The organism is Synechococcus sp. MU1655 (assembly GCF_023630655.1).
In the GTDB taxonomy this organism is placed as follows: domain Bacteria; phylum Cyanobacteriota; class Cyanobacteriia; order PCC-6307; family Cyanobiaceae; genus Synechococcus_C.
The window spans coordinates 1-19,434 of the sequence record NZ_JAKUHK010000007.1; the positions used below are offsets into that span (position 1 = coordinate 1).

A 19,434-nucleotide genomic window follows, 5' to 3' on the forward strand; every position below is an offset into this window, starting at 1 on the left:
CGGGGTCGTCGTGAGCACGAGTGGCTGTCCGATCCTCGTTCGAGCCGCACAGCTCGAGGGGAAAGGGCGGAGCGATGGCGACTCCCTTCTTCAACAACTCAACGCTGCCCCCAATCAGCAATTCGGCACATTTATGTAACGGTTGAGCGTTAACGGCGATACGTCCTCGTGCTATGCGTGACTTGGCGGCGGCGCGAGGAGCCTCCCGAGCGGCGACCTCGTCCGCCGCTCAGGTCGAGGGGAGGAGCACTAAGAATGGTGGGCTCAAACCCAGGAACATTCTCCCGACGCAAGGTCTCACCCGTCAGGCGCTCAATCGCCTTCAAAAGCAATGCCTCTTCAGCAGCAACAAGAGAGATGGCATGGCCGGTTTCTCCTGCACGACCCGTACGTCCGATGCGATGCACATAGTCTTCGGCAACATTCGGGAGATCGAGATTCACCACATGTGGGAGCTGCTGGATATCAATCCCTCGCGCAGCAATATCTGTGGCAACAAGAACGCGCACTGAGCCGTCCTTAAATCCTTGCAAAGCCCGTGTTCGCGCACCTTGGCTTTTATTTCCATGGATCGCTGCCGCCAACAGACCTTGCTGGCTAAGACGTTCCACGGCGCGATTCGCACCGTGCTTTGTCCGGGAGAACACCAAAACCTGAAGCCACTCACCGCTGCGAATAAGATGGCTTAAAAGATCAATTTTGCAACGCATATCGCAGGGATGAACAACCTGCTCAACAGATCGAACCGTTTGGTTGGCAGGGGCGACCTGAATTTGCACAGGATGGTCAAGCAAACCCGTCGCTAATTTCCGAATTGGTGCACTAAATGTGGCCGAAAACATCAAGGTCTGACGACGATCAGGAAGACGTGAAATCACTCGCCGGATGTCATGAATAAAGCCCATATCCAACATTCGATCGGCTTCATCTAGTACCAAAAACTCAACCCGATCGAAGCGCACAGCGCCCTGCTGAAGCAGATCTAGTAAGCGACCTGGAGTCGCAACCAACACATCAACGCCTTTCTGCAGACGCTGAATTTGAGGGTTGATCTTCACACCACCAAACACAACGTCACTAGTGAGCTGGAGATGCTTGCTGTACTCAAGAACACTGTCCAGCACCTGGGCGGCTAGCTCTCGAGTCGGGGTCAAGACCAAAGCTCGTATCTGTGAACGCCCTGGACGTGCTCCATGGTTGAGGCGTTCCAACATCGGGAGCGTAAAACCTGCTGTTTTACCTGTTCCTGTTTGAGCAGCAGCCATCACATCCCGCCCAGAGATCACAGCTGGTATAGCCTGCAATTGAATCGGCGACGGAGCGGTGTATCCCTTCTCCTGCAAAGCCTTCAGCAGCGGGTGACTCAAACCAAGGGAATCGAAACCAGAGGCTGCGGACTCTGACGCGGCAGGGGAAACGGAAATGGCCAACAATGCGAAAGATTCAGCCTAAATCCACACCTTCAACATTCCATGTAAAGCGTACGAGCTTGATTCCAAATCTGCTCTAGGTCGTCATCTGAAAGGGAAAGCGCCTGGGGGTGGACTGAGGCCAACCACTGACGCCGCTGCTCGATGCCGGTGCCATCAAAAAACTGTTGGCCCGCCGCTAGCACCCTGAATTTTAGGAATTCAAGAAGTACAGAACGAGTTTTAATGCGTTCAGCATGAGTCATCGTGTTGACCCCAACAAGAAGTAGAAGCAGACAAAAAAGTATGGCGCATGGCAAAAAAGCTCAAGCAACGATGCAGGAAGCCGCTACGGATGAGGGTCCCAAAAAGGTAAACAGTTAACCACAAATCCAGAATCACATTAAGGACTTAAAATCTGAATTGATGCTGGATTCACCCCAAGCTCAAACGGTTGCCCCAACGAGACGTGGTCAACATAAGGAGCCAAGATTTCAAGGGTAGATCGACTTTGCCAATGCCTCACCTTCGTTTCTGGGTGTGGCCAATAAACCAAACCTGGAACGTCCAAATGAAATGTGCCAACTGAACGTAAGCGAATCCTCCAAAACGAAAAGGTTTCAGGGGGATGCAAGTGGGTCCATTCCAGCTCACGAAATAGATAATCTGGATGCCTCAGACGTAGCTCAGAAGGAGAGAATGAAAGATTTAATGTTCCAGGCCAATAAGGAGAAAGATCAAGTCCTAAGGCTGCAAAAAAGGGCGATTGCATCGCAATAGTCCCCTTGGGGTAGGGAGAGATCCCTGATGCACCAGAGCTCAAGGCTTGACCTGAGGCGACTCCGTGCCCTTTAAAAAGAACACCCGGATGCCAACGAAGGCTGGTCATAGGCGCTCTTCCCGGTGAACACAACGATCACATGGCCCATCAGGCAAAACGGCACAACGAAGCAAAGGGGTCAAAGCATTGAATCGGCAATCAGCATCTCCAATCACCCAACCATGACCAACAAATTGGGAATCAGCAGGCTGTTTTTGGGGCTTTAGAAGCAAAACAATCGATGCGAGTTCATAGTGACCTGAATGCAACTTGTAGCGATGCTTCCTTTGCATGACTAGATAACTGGTTTGTTGATGAAAAAACCATTGACCGGGCATAGGAGGATCAGTCAACTCAAAGCGGTCGAGCAGAACCTGAGTCACGGAATGACGCATTTCAACAAGCATTGGATCAAACTTCATGTCCCAAGGGTTCTTTCCTGTCGGAAAAGCCCCAAATCATGAGCAAAGCAACAGTTAACAGGCTCCACCATTCGGGTGGTTGGAAGCCAGAGAAAAACAGGCTTAAAATAAGTTTAACTCCCACCAAAGCGACCGCAAAATATCCAGCCGATTCCAAGTGGGTATAAATTTCAAGCCATCGAATAAATAATCCCGAAGTAAAACGTAAGGCAACAACGCCAATAAAAGCCCCTGTAATCACAAGAATGAGTTGGTCACTAATCGCCACAGCAGCAGCAACACTATCAACGGAAAAAGCTAGATCCGTTAGGGCTAAGGCCACGATCGTTCGTGTGAATGAGGTTGCTGGTGGATTCCCAGAGGATCCAGACGGATCCTGGGAGCCTGATGGCTTCACCCAAAGATGGGACAGGAAAAGCCACAGCAAATAAACACCAGCAAGGAATTGCAATGGCTTGAACGCCAGCACCCACTGAGCCAATAAAATCAGAGCAACCCTGAGAAAAAAAGCAATCGCAATTCCAAGGTCGAGTGCTTTTTTTTCTTTGATTGGATCGTTTTGCTTTCGAGCTACAGCCGCTAAAGCAATCGCATTGTCAGCGGAAAGCAGCAGTTCCAAGACCACAAGCACTGGGAGGAGCGGCAGCAGCTCAGCCCATTGATCAACACCATCAAGAAGAGGCGTCAGTGACGGTAGTGCAGCTGAATCCATCCCAACAGCTTAGAAATGGTTACCCCCCTCCAGAGGCATGAAAACAAAGGTGGAGATTTGCCACATCGATAGCAACCGATGTGTGGTGCGTGTCAGCGGCTTTGATGGCGAACGATGCCTAGGAAGCTCGCTAGGAGAAGCTGCCGATGCTGAGGAAGCAGAAGACCGGGCGAGAGAACGATTGGAGGAACGTCTGCTCAAACAAAAGCAGAGCACAGAGCCAAAACAGCACTTGCAAACCACCAACGAAAAACAGCCAGAACCTGAGGCTCAACAACCAAAACCGGCTAGGAGATTTGACAGCAAGGATGTTGTCGAGAGTGAACCCAAGACGATGAAGCCAGCCAAGCCAGCCTTTCCAATACCCATACAAACCAACGAGCAGCCCACCGTATCCAATCCGGAGCCGAGCGAAGCACCCACAGACCCAGAGGATTGGAGCGAAGAGCTCACAGCCATCGATCTACAACTCAAGCGCATTGGCTGGACCCGTGAACATGAGTCCAGATATCTAGACCGAGCGTATGGCCATGGGAGCAGGCACAAGCTAACGAGGTATAGCGACCTTGTGTCTTACCTCAATAAGCTGAAAAGTTTCGATGAAGGAGCTGAAGCCGGGTCAGCACAGACTCCTCTACGGAGAAGCGACTTAATCACTCAAGGCGATGAAATGCTGACGACACTGCAATGGGATCAAGAAACCGCAAAACATTTCCTTCAACAAAAACTTGGAGCAACATCAAGACAACAGCTCAGCGACGAACAACTGTTTGAATTCAATATGCTTCTAGAGGAGCAGCTGATCGGCGATATGCCGAAATAGAATCATCACCAAACCAGTTTTTTTCTACAGGCAAAGGAGATCTCAGCGAACAGCAATCCATTGATAAAAGCAAACAAAGTAGTCGTAAAAACCGAACTTTAACCGAACCAACGAATTCAATCAGAGGGTAAACCCACCTCAAGGGTTGGGTTTACCTACTCCTTACCTACGAGATCAGGCCATAAGAATGAGTGAACTTAAATCAAACAAATGACAAAAGTAATTGGCATTGACTTGGGCACAACCAACAGTTGTGTATCTGTGATGGAAGGTGGAAACCCCACCGTGATCGCAAATGCAGAGGGCTTTAGAACTACGCCTTCTGTGGTGGCCTACACCAAGAGCAAAGACCAATTGGTCGGCCAGATCGCTAAACGTCAAGCTGTGATGAATCCAGAGAACACCTTTGGATCAGTCAAACGCTTTATCGGAAGGCAAACGGATGAAATAGCAAAGGAAACGAAAGATGTTCCCTACACCGTGGAATCTGTCGGAACCAAGGTCAAAATCAACTCAGCATGGATGAAGAAGTCATTTTCACCTGAGGAGATCAGCGCCAGTGTACTTAGAAAACTTGCTGATGATGCTTCGAAGTATCTAGGTCAAACAGTGACTCAGGCGGTAGTCACTGTTCCCGCTTACTTCAATGACTCACAGCGCCAGGCCACAAAAGATGCTGGCAAAATCGCTGGCTTAGACGTTTTAAGAATCATCAACGAACCCACTGCTGCCGCTCTTGCATACGGGTTGGACAAGAAGGATGCAGAGAAAATCCTCGTCTTTGACTTGGGGGGTGGAACTTTTGATGTCTCCATCCTGGAAGTAGGAGAGGGGGTCTTCGAAGTGATCAGCACCTGCGGAGACGCCCACCTTGGAGGAGATAACTTCGACAAAGTGCTTGTGGATCACATGGCTGAAACCTTCCAGAAAGAGGAAGGAATTGATCTCAGAAAAGATGCACAAGCTCTACAACGTCTCACTGAGGCTGCCGAGAAAGCAAAGATTGAACTCTCATCGTCCACACAGAGCGACATCAATCTACCGTTCATCACAGCAACAGCTGATGGGCCCAAGCATCTAACGATGACAGTTAACCGAGGGACATTCGAGGAGTTGGCTTCAAACCTGATTGACCGTTGTAAGAAACCAATTCAACAGGCGATGAAAGACGCCAAACTCTCAAAAAGCGACCTAAACGAAGTGATCATGGTTGGAGGTAGTTCACGGATTCCCGCAGTCTTAGAAGTCGTGAAAGTGGCAACAGGCCAAGATCCAAATCAAACCGTCAATCCTGATGAGGTTGTGGCCATTGGCGCTGCTGTTCAGGGAGGAGTGCTCTCAGGAGAGGTCAAAGACATTCTTTTACTGGACGTCACACCTCTCTCACTAGGTGTGGAAACGATGGGCAGCGTGGTGAATGTGATGGTTCCGCGAAACACAACCATTCCAACGCACAAAACTGAGATCTATTCCACAGCGATGGATGGTCAAACCACGGTAGAAATTCACGTTCTCCAAGGAGAGCGCCAGATGGTCTCAGACAACAAGAGCCTTGGAACCTTCCGATTAGATGGGATCCCTGCTGCTCCCCGTGGTGTCCCTCAAGTGGAAGTGGCCTTTGATATTGATGCCAATGGAATCCTGAGTGTCACAGCTAAGGACACAGGATCAGGCAAGGAACAATCAATCACGATCACTGGTGCCTCAACCCTTAGTTCAACGGAAGTGGATCGAATGGTGAAGGATGCAGAAGCAAACGCTGACTTAGATCAGAAAAAGCGTGAAGCAATCGACACCAAAAACCAAGCGGAATCGCTGATTTATCAGGCTGAGAAGCAACTACGGGAACTAGACAACAAGGTCACTCCTGAGTCGAGAACCAAAGTGGAATTAGTTCTTTATGAACTCAAAGAAAGCCTTCAAACGGATAACACACAACAAATCAAAGAACGTCTTGAAGGAGTGAAAACGGCATTAATGGAAATGGGTTCCATGCTTTATTCTCAAGAGGAAGAGAGGCCTCAACGTTCAGAGCAAACCAATGAGAACGATGATGTCATCGATGCTGAATTCGTCGATTCGCCCAACTAAACATCCTCAGTCAAGTTAGAGACACAACTAACTGAGAGGGGCAAGCACAATAAAACTTGCCCCTTTTGATCGCCCGGGCCTAGGGGATGGAGAGCCCCAACACCGAGAAAACAACCCAGTCGCAGCAGTCGCAATCGAGACTTCTTAAGGTTTTCTCTATAGCAAAGGCGTTGTGTGGGCATACCGTGACAAAACAGTAGAAGGTGGAATCAATGCACAGCACTCCAAAGAAAGCTGTTGTCTGCATGAAGTGGGATTCGAATGGTGAGCTTTCATTCCATGACACCCATGCATTGATCAAACGCTTGGCCAGTGCAGAACGATCACGTCGTGCCATGCTTGATCACCATGAACTTCGTCGGTGGCGATCTCGAGTCAACGGTGACACGCAACCTTCTCAAACGCTGGCCAGCTAATGAATGATTCTTTCGCGAGTGGTCCTGTAATCGTCGATCTAGATTGCAAAGAACACTCATAGGCAGCAGGCATGAATTGCTATACCAGTTGAAATGCAGCAAGCGATCGCTTGTATTTCAAGACACAAGAGTACGAGACTTATTCATCAGTGGAGACAGCAATCATCGAGACAGATCATCAAACAGGCAAAACACTATTATCGAATTCTGATTGTCAAAAAACCATTGAGTCTCTAAAGTTTGGACAGAAACTGGAGTCGCATCAATTTGGCAAAGCAGAAAAAAATCGATATTCCCTATTCACGGAAAGAGATGGTGGATTCACTATGTGCAAAATGGAAGTCAATGTGCGACAACAGCATTGAGAATGATCAGCTCAATTCCGAACAATTTCGGGATCTAGCGAGAACTGAAACCGACGATGAGCTATACAGAGATTGCTGTAATTCTGCAAAAAAAGAAGGCATCTCAATATCCGAGTTTATGGAACGCTATGTATAAGCATCCATGACGATAGACAAAAATCAATCTTTAACAGTTAATAGGAAGCCAAGACTACCACTTAAGCCATTCAATAGTCAATCGCTTGATAAACCATCGAGCCCGTAGAGTACATGTGATATTTCATCGACGTTGATCCAACTGATCTTTTCATCATCAACATCAACGACCTGAATCACGTGATGCCCACTGGGATCTCTGGCTTCTTGATTGCAGGACATAACCTGTCCCATCCACCAGCTGTGATCCTTCTTCAATTCTACTTGATTTTCACCTTTCACAATAATGTAATCACCGGGCTTCAGACTGAGAAAGTCTGGATAAGCAACCTGTCCATAGGGAAATGGCGTGCGCTCCTTAGCTGCATAACTCATGACTTCAATCCTTTCTTCCCTAGCTCTAACCCATGAAAAAAAGAAATGCCACTTTGGATGGCGAAATGTAAAAGCAATCTAAAGGAGGCAGCCGTTCTTAGGCCTGGCTGGGCGGCTAAAGGCAAGCTTTCGAGAACGCAAACCAACAAAAGAAATGTCCGCCTAAATCGTCAAGGAAAACACTCAAAACAGCTGGAATACTTCAGAAGATGAAACTAAGGAGGGGTAGATTAGGAGGCAATAGCTCATTTCAGTCACCCGTGAGACGTCAAATTTATTATTAATCTTTTACTTTTACCGCAAAACAAGAATATGATTGATTAATTACAATCCGAATTGATTCAAAGAGCCTAAAAAAACAAAGATTGAAAAAAAGAGAAAGACTGAGAGAAAGAAGGGTTCCTTCAATACTTCACTCTCAGCTCCTTCTCTAGCGACGGTTCATTAATTTACCGATATCAACAATCAAATACCTTGCACATGGGAGAACCAGGATGAGTATCACAGATATCATCCAACACTTTGTCTTTATGGCGATTGGCTGGATTGTCTAGACCACCGTTCTCCTTAGGGTCAAACTCGTCAGCAGTGTGCTTTTCATTGGTGCTGTACGGGACCTTGAACTGTTCGTACTTATCGGTGATGTCTGTCATGATGAGTAAACCGGTACAAATTCATCGTAACAAGTCATTCCGTCCAATTGATTAAATGAATATGTCAATCAAGCCTGCTGGTATAACTTCTCACCATTGGCAGGGTAACGGGAGTGCAGTTGTGTGTATTTCATCGAATAAGCTTGACATCATTCTCTGAACCCTTTCAGACATGACGTTGCACAGTGAAAATGAAACATACAATACAAAGTGTCATTTAGAAATTTTTTTTACCAAGACAATACGAAAAATGATTCAATAAAAAATCCGAACAAAACACCCCAAACTCCTTGGCAATGAATTCCACCAAGGGGCAAAGACATGAATCTAAAGCTCTTCAAGTCAACGACTTGTCCAACCAGGAAAGCTTAAATAGTAAGCTTTCAACCAAGAATAATAACCTATTTTCAGAGCTCCTGAGATTTAATTATTCTTAGCTCAGAGACATCGCTTGTGGTGTAGCCTGATAGATAATTTTTAAATTCGCTTTGGCCGGACTTCCCGAAAAATGCCTGATCGGTTTGGCGATCATTGGAGGCTTTGTCTTGCTCATCCCAATTGCCAAGCAGGCATCGTCTCAGAACACATGCATTTCTCATCATGCGAAAACGTCCTCAAGAACAACGGAAGTTATTAATCCCTCAGAAATCATGGGGAGTGTTCGTTATTGTGCTGGAGGTTCTTGATCACCAATGCCAGCTAGGTGAATACTGATGGAATCTACCAAATTCTGATCTCGTTCAACGATCTATTCTCATTTACTTGTCAATCATCGACAATAAATCATGTTTCTTGTTGCTCTTAACGCCAATATGATTGCAATCATATTGGAATTGACCTAGTCTTCATTCAAGGGAAACCCATTAAGAGATCAGGTCAAAATTAGCCCTTAATACATTCCTGCCATTGCTATAATGCTCCTATAAAGAGCATGAATTTGGCACCCAACTAAAACTATGGTTATCCAAAGAACCAGCCATAGCTATGTAGGCCAATACCAAGAAGATTCACACCGATGTAGCAAACACCAATCACAACCAATCCTGCGCTAGCCACTAAAGCAGGACGCCGACCCTGCCATCCTCTGCTCAACCGTGTATGCAAATAAGCTGCGTAGACCAACCAGCAAATCAGTGCCCAAGTTTCTTTTGGATCCCAGCTCCAGTAGCTGCCCCAGGCCTCATTGGCCCAAACAGCACCGCTAATAATCCCAACTGTGAGCAATAAAAAGCCAACCGTAATGGTGCGATAGCTAAGGCTGTCCAACAGCTCATTGCGAGAGAACTGGACAGAAGACAAGTGAACCTCAGACTCACCCACATTGCCGATTGGGGTCGCAAGCGTTGCACGTCGATAGCCTCCACTGCCAATCGAGCTGCTACGCAGTTCCAAAGCATGACTGCGATCAGTCACCAGAACAGCCACTGACAACAGAGATCCAACCAAAAGAGCGGCATAACTCACCATGATGACACTGACGTGCATCACAAGCCAACTGGAGCGCAACGCTGGAACAAGTGGCGAGGCTTCTTGCAGCTGGTCAGGCAGCGCAAAGCTTGCGAACGCAATACATCCCAAGCCCATCGGAGTTGCTGCTGCCGCGACAATTGGTGTTGGCCATGATCTCTCCACTAACAATTGGGTGAGGGTGCAGGCCCAAGCCAGGAAGCAGAGCGACTCATAGAGGTTGCTGATCGGAAAATGGCCCGACTGCCACCAACGGAGAACAAGTTGAGCCGTCAAGGCGAGGTTCGCTGTTGCAATCAACAGCGTCACAAGGCCAGAGGTCTTTTCTGAGCTGACTTTCCAGAAGGCAAGTGGCAAGGCCAACAGCAAAAGGGAAAAAGCAAGCAACCCGAGCCCAAGAACCGGATCCATCCCAGCCAACTCCATGAATCTCTTCACCATTAAACAACTTGATTCTGACGTGTTTTGGTCACCGGCTTGCCTGGCGCAACAACACTCCGCCAGCTGCAAGAGAAATCAATACTGGCCCCCAAGCGGCCAGAAAGGGAGCCAATGTCCCTTTGACGCCGAGTGAACTAAAACTAAAGCTCAAAACATAGTAAACAAAAATTAGGACCACACTGATCCCGAAACCTTGACTCCGACTCGTTCTGCTGTTGGGCTTTGCACCAAGACTTGAGCCGATCAAACCAAATACCAAACAAGCCATTGGGACGGTGAATTTCTCTTGGATTCGAACTCTGAGCCTGCGAGCTTCTTTTCGGTCCCCAGCATCAGACAGAAGTTGTTCAGCCTCTACAGCTTCGGATACAGTCATGTTGTTAGCGTCTTTTGGCAATTTCGCGATCCGTAGTGGCGCAGGACTTAGTGGGTAGAGGTATCGATCAAAATCAGCTGATGTAGTGCTTCCTGATGGAGTGAGGGTAAGAATTTTTCCATCATTAAATTCCCACTTAGCCTGAGACTCATTCCAGTTGGCCTTATCTGCGACAAGCATCTGAGTGAAACCAAATCGAGAAAAATCCAAGACGGTAACACCAATCATTGTTCCGTCTTCGAATTCCCTTGCATAGAATAATTGTGTTAATCCCTTACTAGATTGACCATCAGATTTAGCGACTCGCCCAAACCGAGAATAAACAATATTATCACCCTTCTCAGCAGCAATGGCTTTACCAAGGGCTCGTTGTAATGTGAATTCAGCAGACCGGTTTGTTCGTGGCACGATCACATCATTGAAAAGAAATGACAGGCTTGTCATCAAAAGAGCCAAGGCGATTGCAGGAGCAACCATTCGACTTGCTGTGACACCAACGCTTCGAAGAGCAGTCAGCTCGCTATTGGCAGAAAGACGGCTATAAGCAAGCAGGGATGCCATCAACGTGGCCATTGGGAAGGAAATCACCAAAAAGCTTGGCAATTTCAGCAACAGCACTTGAACAGCGATCGTCCAAGGGAGGTTCGATTCAACAATCTTGCGAACCAGGTCAAACATCACCCCGACGGAGAGAGACACCACCGTGAATGCTGTAAGAGCAAACAACAAGGGCCCGATTAATTCTCCAAGGAGCCAACGATCAATTAAAGGAATTCGATGAACAAGCCTGCGGAGCTGACGTTGAGCTGAAATCCAAAGATCATGGTTCAAAGCTGAAAACCCTCCCCGAGATAGTGACGACGTACCAGTGGGTCATGGGCGACTTCATCGGAACGACCTGAAGCGAGGATGCTGCCATCCGTCAAAATGTAGGCCCGATCAGTAATTGCAAGGGTTTCGCGGACGTTATGGTCAGTGATGAGAATGCCCATTCCTCGCTGGCGTAATCCATGGATCATTTGCTGAAGATCCGCCACCGCCAACGGATCAACCCCAGCGAAGGGTTCATCAAGGAGTAAATAGCGAGGACCCTCCAAACCAACAGCGAGGGCACGGGCCACTTCGCAGCGCCTTCGTTCACCACCTGAAAGCTGATAGCCGCAACGGTGGATGAACGGTTCGAGATGAAAATCCTCGATTAATTGTTGGAGTCGATGATGACTATCAACTTTGGAAAGTCCGCTTTGAGCCAACACCAATTCAAGATTTTCTTGAACGGTCAATTGGCGAAACACACTGGGTTCCTGAGGCAAGTAGCCAATTCCAAGACGAGCCCTTTGGGGCATCGAAAGATCCGCAACGGGATGTCCGTCCAGCAGAACTTGACCACGATCAGGACGCAACAGCCCAATCACTAAATTGAAGCTGGTGGTTTTGCCTGCCCCATTAGGCCCAAGCAGGCCAATCACCTCACCAGGTTTCAAGGTGAGTGAAAGAGAGCGAACCAATTTCCGGCCACCAAGAGTCAATGTGACCTGATCGAGACTCAAACTCATGGCGTTAGGGGAGTCTGCGAGTCAGGGCTCTGCTTTAACAGCAGGGTCGACTGAACTTGCTGACCTGGGATGGGCTTCGCCAGAGCACGTTCATCATCAAGGTTGTAGGTGACCCGTTCAGCACGAATACTGTTTCCATCGTCCTGAACCACATCCACATCTCCGCTTAATACAAGCATCGATTCCCTACTGAAGTACTGCGCCTGACGGGAGGTTGCCACCATCCCACGAGAGGGATAAACGATCCGAACATTGCCAACAGCAGTGACGACACCCGTGATGTTGTCAGCACTTTGTGTATCCGATTCGATCGTGATCAAGCTGTCTTCACCTGCTGCTGTCTGCGCACTCACAGGAAGAACAGCACCAGAAAAAACCAACAAGGCAGCGAGTGATGAGAGTTTGGCAGTCCAAGTGGTCATTACAGGGGTGAGGGAAGGAAAAAACATCAGGACACCCTCATGATCCCAGCCAATGTACAGAAGAACCTAAGAGTGGTCACGCAACTCAGGAACTGGAAGTGCGACAGGATCGGTCTCCTGTTGAAGTGCTTCCAATCTCAAACGGGCCTGATCTCGAACCAAAGGCAGATCGAGACCAAGATCTCCTGGAATAGCCGATGAAAGGCGTCCTACACCTTCACCTAATAAAATTGTTGCGCCTCTGAAATTGCCCCGTTCTAAGTGAACATGAGCAACTGCAATTTGCAGAATTCCTTGAAGTAATCGACGTTCGGGACCGGCCGTTTCATGCCAGATCTCCTCAAACGCATCATGGGCTTCATACCAGGCACGTCGATTGAATAGATCGACGGCCTGCTGGAATCGGGGATCGACTTGAACGCTCAACGCTTAGCCATTTTTTTAGCTGGTAATTTTCTCAACCGCATGGATTCAGGTGTGACTTCAAGCATTTCATCAGGTCCGATATATTCCAAGGCACGCTCTAACGTCATCTGAATCGGAGACTGGAGCGTATCCAAAACATCTGCGCCAGCGGAACGAATGTTAGTGACCTGCTTAGCCTTACAGATATTAATTTCCATATCTTGTTGACGAGTATTCTCACCAATAATCATTCCTTTATAGACTTTAGTGCCCGGAGTGATAAAGAATTGTCCACGATCCTCTGCTCCCTTTAGAGCATAGAAAGTAGCTGTGCCTTCTTCAAATGCAATCAAAACGCCATTCCTTCGAGTCTCAAAATCCCCCACCATCGGACGATATTCAAAAAACGAATGGCTCATAATTCCTTCTCCGCGAGTGGCGCGAATGAATTCACCACGGAAACCAATCAGTCCCCTGGAAGGAACAACGAATTCAAGTTGCGTGCGGTTGTCAGCGCCGGTTTCCATATTTTGCATTTCCCCTTTTCGAGTTCCAAGCTTTTCAATGCAGCTACCAACTGCTGCTTCAGGAACGTCCATCACCAGTGTTTCAACAGGCTCACAAGGCGTGCCGTCGATCGTGCGGAAAATCACCTGTGGTTGAGAGACCTGAAATTCAAAGCCTTCACGCCGCATCGTTTCGATCAAGATGCCGAGATGAAGCTCACCGCGACCACAAACAGAGAAACGATCCGGAGAATCGGTATCTTCAACGCGTAAGGCAACATTCGTGAGCAGTTCACGCTGCAAACGATCTCGCAGCTGGCGGCTCGTTACAAACTTGCCCTCTTTTCCTGCAAAAGGAGAATCATTGACCACAAAGGTCATTTGAAGCGTGGGCTCATCAACCTTGATAAGGGGTAACGCTTTTGGTTCGTCAGGGCAGGCAATCGTCTCGCCAATGTTGACATCGTCGAAACCAGCGACAGCAATAAGGTCTCCGGCAGACGCTTCTGCAATATCTACTCTTTGTAAGCCTTCAAAGCCTAAAAGCTTGCTTATACGACCTTTCTTTTCACTTCCATCATCCTTAATGAGTGTCGCTCTTTGCCCCTGTCTAATAACACCATTATGGACCCGTCCAATAATAATTCGACCGAGGAAGTCTGAATAATCGAGGGTAGTAATTTGAAGCTGTAGTGGCTTCTCAGGATCACCAACTGGAGGTGGTACATGACGCAAGATGGCATCAAAGAGAGGACGCATGTTGTCGCTCTCTGTTTTCATGTCGGGCTTTGCGAAGCCTCCTAATCCACTGCCAAATAAATAGGGAAAATCACACTGATCGTCATCAGCACCTAACTCTAGAAAAAGGTCAAGTACCTTATCGACAGCGGTTTCTGGATCAACGCGCGCACGGTCAATTTTGTTAACAAAAACAATCGGTCTCAAACCCTGTTCGAGGGCTTTTTTGAGCACAAAACGGGTTTGGGGCATGGGCCCCTCATTGGCATCAACGATGAGCAAACATCCATCGACCATGCCAAGCACACGCTCAACTTCACCACCGAAATCAGCGTGCCCTGGGGTGTCAACAATATTGATTCTCGTGTCGTTATAGGTAACTGCAGTGTTCTTCGAAAGAATGGTAATTCCGCGCTCACGCTCCAAATCATTGGAGTCAAGGACGCATGTTGGGACGGCCTCGTTGTCGCGAAAGATTCCGGACTGGCTGAGCAGGGCATCCACAAGAGTGGTTTTGCCGTGATCCACGTGGGCGATGATCGCAATATTGCGAATCGCCTTATTCGAGGCGCTCATGAGGTCCGTAACGTTATTAAGGGAAACTTGGGAACGCCCGCAGGCGCAGCCGCGACATGCTATCTCAAAGTGAGACTGGTAACGATTGATTTTCGCGCCCGATGCGCAAACTGCCACGCGTCACTCCGAGTCTGTGATCGATTTGCTCTCGCTTCCAAACGTCGGCTGACAACGTGCGTCCCAAAAGTGCATCGCTGTAGAGCTGAACCCGCCGACGTGTTGCCTCGGCCTCTTCATCAAGGAGATCCAAGCGATAACGTCGAATACCTGCTTGACGCAGCTCGTCTAGGGCCTCGACCCCTGTCTGAGGCTTGCCATTAAAGAGGGTATTGCGACAGCCAAGATCCGCTTTCAGTGGATGCTCCACCCCACTTCGATCTCTCAGCATCACGGTGTGATGCTCACAGGGCCTTCCGCAATCGGTGTGATCGTGGCCTTCCGAAAGAAACGAACAAAACAAACAGTGCTCCATGTGGAAGAGCGGCATGTGTTGATGCAGGACCACTTCCATCCGTTCCGGCGGAGAAGCCTGGACTAAATCAAGCAATTGGCTGAGGTTCAAATCACAACTGGCTGTGACCCGATTCAGCCCCCAGGTCTCAAGGAACCAAAGCAAACTGAGGGGGTTGGCAACATTCAAGGTGAAGTCGCCAGCGCAGGGGGCCTGGCCAGTCAGTAATTCCAGCTGATCTGCGTTTCGCACGAGATAACCATCCGCTTTCGCTTTGAGAAGTGGTTCCAACATCCAGCGTTCTCCAGGTCTGGTGATACGAGGCCCTGCCAACCAAATCCCCTCTGGCCAGCAGCCCCGGCCTATGGCCACAGCTTCCTTGAGCTCCTTCGGATGCTCTAAATCGGCAACAACCGAGGTAATCGGTCCCTCGCCAATGTCCTGAAGAGCACGCAACTGCTCGAGGCTCCGAACAAGCACAACCAACGATGGCGAATCGGATTGCTGCACTGCTGAGTCCCGCCAATCAGCCAAGCGCTCAAGGGTGGCCGCAACGATGGGCTGAGACTCCAATGGTTCTAAAACCGAATGCATTGCAGGCGGTTGGGAGACCGCGGTTAGTCCTCCATCGGCCATCTGTTGCAACAGCGAGCGTCGCATCCTGTTCAGCTCAGCAACGGGAAGAAATAAGGCTGAGCCGAGGTCGGTTTCCAGATGCTCAAGACGCCAGCCCGTGCCTCCCAAACGCCCAAGCTGAGCGAGCAAACGCTCACGATCCAAACCGTGATCACGGGCTGTCTCCAAAACGGCCTGACTGGTCACGCTGCAGCACACTCCATTCGGCAAAACAGGGGCAACCAGCTCAAGAACCAGGGGTTGCCCCTCCTGCCCGGTCACACGAACCCGAAGACCTCGTTCAAGCGGAGACATCACGCGTTCCGATCGACGCTGCCAGGTGCTTTGCCATTGCGGATCACTGGTGAGCCAAACCGAAGAGCCTGATCGCAAGCCCGACACCTCAACACGGCCTGGACCAAGCCGCAAGCGTATGAGTCCCTTCGGCATCGTCTGAACCTCCATCACCCGTCCTCCGATCTCACGAGGAGGGGCCAGAGGGTCGTGCTCACGATCGTTCGCTTCAAGAACCAAACCCTGACCATTGCGCAGGCTTTCTGTGCAACGCAACACCAACCAACCTTTGGGCTCCACTCGAACCAGAGCACCAATCACCGGTCCACGCTTCTTGCTCCAGCGACCATGCACGAGAGAACGGTGATCAATTCCCTGGAGCCAACCTGTGGACAACCCCCTGGAGAAACCAAGCTCAAGCTGGCGTTGAATCTCCACAGCATCACAATCCAAGCCATCGAGACTGCGGCGATAGGCATCCGTTACCGACGCCACGTAGGTGGGGTCCTTGAGCCGTCCTTCGATCTTGAAACTACTGATTCCGAGCTTCACCAAATCAGCCAGGAGCGGCCACGCGGAGAGATCCTGGGGAGACAGTAAATACCTTTGATCCCCGAGATCGAGGGATTCACCATCCACCAACAATTCATAGGGAAGACGACAAGCCTGTGCACATTCACCACGATTGGCACTGCGCTGGCCCAGGGATTCACTAGTAAGGCACTGACCGGAATAGGCCACGCATAAGGCTCCATGCACAAACACCTCTAGGGGCATGGAAAGGGATCTCTCCCGCAGTTGATTTTGCAGACGCTCAAGGTCGCGTAGGGCTAATTCCCTCGCCAGCACAACCCGCTCACAACCCGCAGCCGCTGCCTGTGCAACACCAGCGGCACTCGTAATCGACATCTGAGTGGATGCATGCAGGGATAAAGAGGGCACAAGAGCTTTCGCGAGAAGGCAAAGCCCTAAGTCCTGCACGATCAGAGCATCAACACCAGCCTGGTCTGCAGCCAAAAGCAGCTGGGAAGCCTGATCTAACTCATCAGCAAAGATCAGAACATTCACTGTGAGAAATCCCTTCACTCCACGGGCGTGAAGCCAAGCCATGATCTCGGGCAGCTCAACAAGCTGAAAATTGTCTGCGCGAAGTCGAGCATTAAAGGCCTCCACGCCGAAATAAACAGCATCAGCACCGTTGGAGACAGCAGCTATCAAGGCCTTCCAATCCCCAGCTGGGGAAAGCAATTCTGGGAAAGATGCTGTGTTCAACGCCCAAGAGCCAGCTGACGTGCAGGTTCAAATTGACGCAAAGCCTCGGCAGACCCCTCAAAACGCCAATGCCAAGGCTCATAACTCACACCCTGAGGATTCAGCTTGGGAAAGGACAGCGTGAAGTGATAACTAGCGGCGTAATCCTGCAACCAACGAAATGCAGGAGTCGTCTCAAACGAAACCGAAAGATTCGTATCGGGTCGGCTGCCATCACCAAGGTCAATCGCATAGCCAGTGCTGTGTTCGGAATAACCCGGTGGAGCCGAAACCTTTGCCCGTTCTTCGGCGGTTTGATTGCGTTCTGATTTCACATCAAAGAAAATCCCCTGCTGCAAATCATGAGAGCGATAGCCACTGATCAACCTGAGATCGATTCCATCGGAGGCAGCAGCACGACGCATTGAATCCAACGCAAGTGCTGCATCCTGATGCAACTCAATTCCAGCCTCAACAGGCACAAGTTGGTTGGCAATCGCTTCGTCATAAGGGAAATGTCCAAGCAGACGACCGTCTTGATCCGGCGGCGCTTCAATCCCTTCCACCACTGGAATCGGATCCGAGGAAAACAAAAAGGAACGACCTGCCAGCAAACCGGGGCCTAGCCAAACAGCAGCCAAACTGCCTCCACCAACAAGAAGACACGCCAAAAAAACACCAAACCCGCTGGGGCGCTGACGAGAAGCAGGCTTCGAGCGACGGGCGACAGGAATGTCATCCCGGGTGCTTCGGCGAGTGGCGACGGCCCTTCCCAGAGGATTCATGCAGTGTTGTTTCAATCGTAAAGGGGTCCGCCAGGGCCCACTACCACTTTTCTGGATGCGTGATTAGTTTGAAATCAAAGACCCGGCGGAGTTTGCTGAGATGCTGAGAGTTGCCGTTGTCGGTGGTGGACCGAGCGGATCCTGTGCCGCAGAAGTGCTTGCACGGGCCGGCATCAAGACTTGGTTATTCGAGAGAAAACTTGATAACGCCAAGCCTTGCGGGGGAGCGATTCCGCTTTGCATGGTTGAGGAATTCGATCTTCCCGATTCGATCATCGACCGAAAAGTTCGGAACATGAAGATGATTTCACCCTCCAATCGGGAGGTGGATATCAAGTTGGATCCCCTCGGTTACGACGACAACGCCTACATCGGCATGTGTCGGCGCGAGGTGTTCGACTCCTTCCTTCGCAACCGAGCTGCAGATTTAGGCACCACTCTGATTAATGGGTTGGTGCAAAAGATCGACACCGGCGACAAACGCCAAGGTCCTTACACCCTCCATTACGCCGACTACAGCGCAGGCGGTCCTACTGGCGAAATGAAAAGCCTGGAAGTGGATCTCATCATCGGCGCCGATGGGGCCAACTCCCGCGTCGCCAAAGCGATGGACGCTGGTGACTACAAGGTGGCGATCGCGTTCCAAGAGCGCATCAAGCTGCCAGCAGAAGAGATGGTGTACTACGAAGATCTCGCCGAGATGTACGTAGGAACAGATGTCTCACCCGACTTCTATGCCTGGGTCTTTCCTAAGTACGACCACGTTGCCGTGGGGACTGGAACCATGCAACAAAATCAATCCCTAATTAAGGGTCTTCAGAGAGGAATCCGCGAACGCGCCCGTAAACGCTTGTTCAAGGGCGAAGTGATCAAAGTTGAAGCTCACCCAATTCCCGAACATCCTCGCCCTCGCAGAGTGGTAGGCCGTATGGCGCTTGTGGGAGATGCCGCTGGATACGTCACCAAAAGTTCTGGAGAAGGGATCTACTTCGCCGCAAAAAGCGGTCGGATGTGTGCAGAAGCGATCGTTGAAATCTCCAAAAATGGCACCCAGATGCCCACTGAAAAAGAGATCAAGAACACTTACTTGAAACGTTGGGATCGTAAGTACGGAGCAACGTACATCGTGCTCGATATTCTTCAACGCATCTTCTATCGCACCGATGCAGCTCGAGAAGCGTTCGTTGAAATGTGCGATGACCAAGACGTCCAGAAGCTCACCTTCGACAGCTATCTGTACAAAAAGGTGGTGATGATGAATCCCTGGCAACAGGTGAAGCTCACCGCTCGCACTCTTGCCAGTCTTCTGCGTGGTCAAGCCCTAGCCCCC

At 49.7% G+C, this 19,434-nt stretch carries 18 protein-coding genes and 1 pseudogene; 4 read left to right on the forward strand and 15 right to left on the reverse strand.

Annotated elements, in window-relative coordinates; genetic code table 11:
- Positions 1–139, forward strand: a pseudogene (locus NCN04_RS00860) (methionyl-tRNA formyltransferase); the annotation flags it as partial.
- A gap of 10 nt (positions 140–149) precedes the next feature.
- On the opposite strand, the gene NCN04_RS00865 reads toward NCN04_RS00860, so the two are convergent.
- The 4 genes from NCN04_RS00865 to NCN04_RS00880 all read right to left on the reverse strand — a co-directional run bounded on the left by NCN04_RS00865 (position 150) and on the right by NCN04_RS00880 (position 3,363).
- Positions 150–1,430, reverse strand: coding sequence for a DEAD/DEAH box helicase (locus NCN04_RS00865; RefSeq protein WP_250394877.1), 1,281 nt, complete (start codon positions 1,428–1,430; stop codon positions 150–152).
- A 32-nt stretch (positions 1,431–1,462) separates the two neighbouring features.
- Complete coding sequence (locus NCN04_RS00870) at positions 1,463–1,675, reverse strand: hypothetical protein (protein ID WP_048348118.1); 213 nt, start codon at positions 1,673–1,675, stop codon at positions 1,463–1,465.
- Between the two features lie 619 nt (positions 1,676–2,294).
- Positions 2,295–2,636 (reverse strand): DUF6464 family protein, encoded by a 342-nt coding sequence (locus tag NCN04_RS00875; RefSeq protein ID WP_250394889.1) that lies wholly within the window; start codon positions 2,634–2,636, stop codon positions 2,295–2,297.
- A gap of 4 nt (positions 2,637–2,640) precedes the next feature.
- Positions 2,641–3,363, reverse strand: a complete 723-nt coding sequence (locus NCN04_RS00880) for a TerC family protein (RefSeq protein WP_250394878.1) — start codon at positions 3,361–3,363, stop codon at positions 2,641–2,643.
- Between the two features lie 37 nt (positions 3,364–3,400).
- Here NCN04_RS00880 and NCN04_RS00885 point away from each other — a divergent pair, with 37 nt between their 5' ends.
- A complete protein-coding gene (locus tag NCN04_RS00885) occupies positions 3,401–4,186 on the forward strand; it encodes a hypothetical protein (protein WP_250394879.1) in 786 nt (261 codons plus the stop codon).
- A 210-nt stretch (positions 4,187–4,396) separates the two neighbouring features.
- A complete protein-coding gene (dnaK, locus tag NCN04_RS00890; protein WP_250394880.1) occupies positions 4,397–6,277 on the forward strand; it encodes a molecular chaperone DnaK in 1,881 nt (626 codons plus the stop codon).
- A 79-nt stretch (positions 6,278–6,356) separates the two neighbouring features.
- On the opposite strand, the gene NCN04_RS00895 is transcribed toward dnaK, so the two are convergent.
- From NCN04_RS00895 to NCN04_RS00945, 11 genes are all read right to left on the reverse strand, one after another.
- Positions 6,357–6,614 (reverse strand): hypothetical protein, encoded by a 258-nt coding sequence (locus NCN04_RS00895; protein ID WP_250394881.1) that lies wholly within the window; start codon positions 6,612–6,614, stop codon positions 6,357–6,359.
- Positions 6,615–7,271: 657 nt separating this feature from the next.
- Positions 7,272–7,568 (reverse strand): DUF3104 domain-containing protein, encoded by a 297-nt coding sequence (locus tag NCN04_RS00900; protein WP_250394882.1) that lies wholly within the window; start codon positions 7,566–7,568, stop codon positions 7,272–7,274.
- Between the two features lie 458 nt (positions 7,569–8,026).
- Entirely contained in the window at positions 8,027–8,221 is a 195-nt protein-coding gene (locus NCN04_RS00905; protein ID WP_048346423.1) for a hypothetical protein, read from the reverse strand.
- Positions 8,222–9,181: 960 nt separating this feature from the next.
- Complete coding sequence (gene ccsB, locus NCN04_RS00910; RefSeq protein WP_245407298.1) at positions 9,182–10,099, reverse strand: c-type cytochrome biogenesis protein CcsB; 918 nt, start codon at positions 10,097–10,099, stop codon at positions 9,182–9,184.
- A 58-nt stretch (positions 10,100–10,157) separates the two neighbouring features.
- A complete protein-coding gene (locus NCN04_RS00915; protein WP_250394883.1) occupies positions 10,158–11,336 on the reverse strand; it encodes an LptF/LptG family permease in 1,179 nt (392 codons plus the stop codon).
- Positions 11,333–12,061: an LPS export ABC transporter ATP-binding protein gene (gene lptB, locus NCN04_RS00920; protein ID WP_250394884.1), complete on the reverse strand. Its 729-nt coding sequence runs from the start codon at positions 12,059–12,061 to the stop codon at positions 11,333–11,335. The genes NCN04_RS00915 and lptB overlap by 4 nt, the downstream gene beginning before the upstream one ends.
- Complete coding sequence (locus NCN04_RS00925) at positions 12,058–12,483, reverse strand: LptA/OstA family protein (protein WP_250394885.1); 426 nt, start codon at positions 12,481–12,483, stop codon at positions 12,058–12,060. The genes lptB and NCN04_RS00925 overlap by 4 nt, the downstream gene beginning before the upstream one ends.
- A 66-nt stretch (positions 12,484–12,549) precedes the next feature.
- Positions 12,550–12,909 carry a DUF309 domain-containing protein gene (locus tag NCN04_RS00930; RefSeq protein ID WP_250394886.1) on the reverse strand — a complete coding sequence of 120 codons (360 nt, stop codon included), beginning with the start codon at positions 12,907–12,909 and terminating at the stop codon, positions 12,550–12,552.
- Positions 12,906–14,708: a translational GTPase TypA gene (typA, locus tag NCN04_RS00935; protein WP_048346417.1), complete on the reverse strand. Its 1,803-nt coding sequence runs from the start codon at positions 14,706–14,708 to the stop codon at positions 12,906–12,908. Before typA ends, NCN04_RS00930 begins: the two co-directional genes overlap by 4 nt.
- A gap of 64 nt (positions 14,709–14,772) precedes the next feature.
- Positions 14,773–17,340, reverse strand: coding sequence for a U32 family peptidase (locus NCN04_RS00940; protein WP_250394887.1), 2,568 nt, complete (start codon positions 17,338–17,340; stop codon positions 14,773–14,775).
- A complete protein-coding gene (locus NCN04_RS00945; protein ID WP_048346415.1) occupies positions 17,337–18,104 on the reverse strand; it encodes a M15 family metallopeptidase in 768 nt (255 codons plus the stop codon). Before NCN04_RS00945 ends, NCN04_RS00940 begins: the two co-directional genes overlap by 4 nt.
- A 100-nt stretch (positions 18,105–18,204) precedes the next feature.
- Between NCN04_RS00945 and chlP the strand changes: the two genes are divergently transcribed.
- On the forward strand, positions 18,205–19,434 hold a 1,230-nt coding region (gene chlP, locus NCN04_RS00950), incomplete at its 3' end, for a geranylgeranyl reductase (RefSeq protein WP_250394888.1).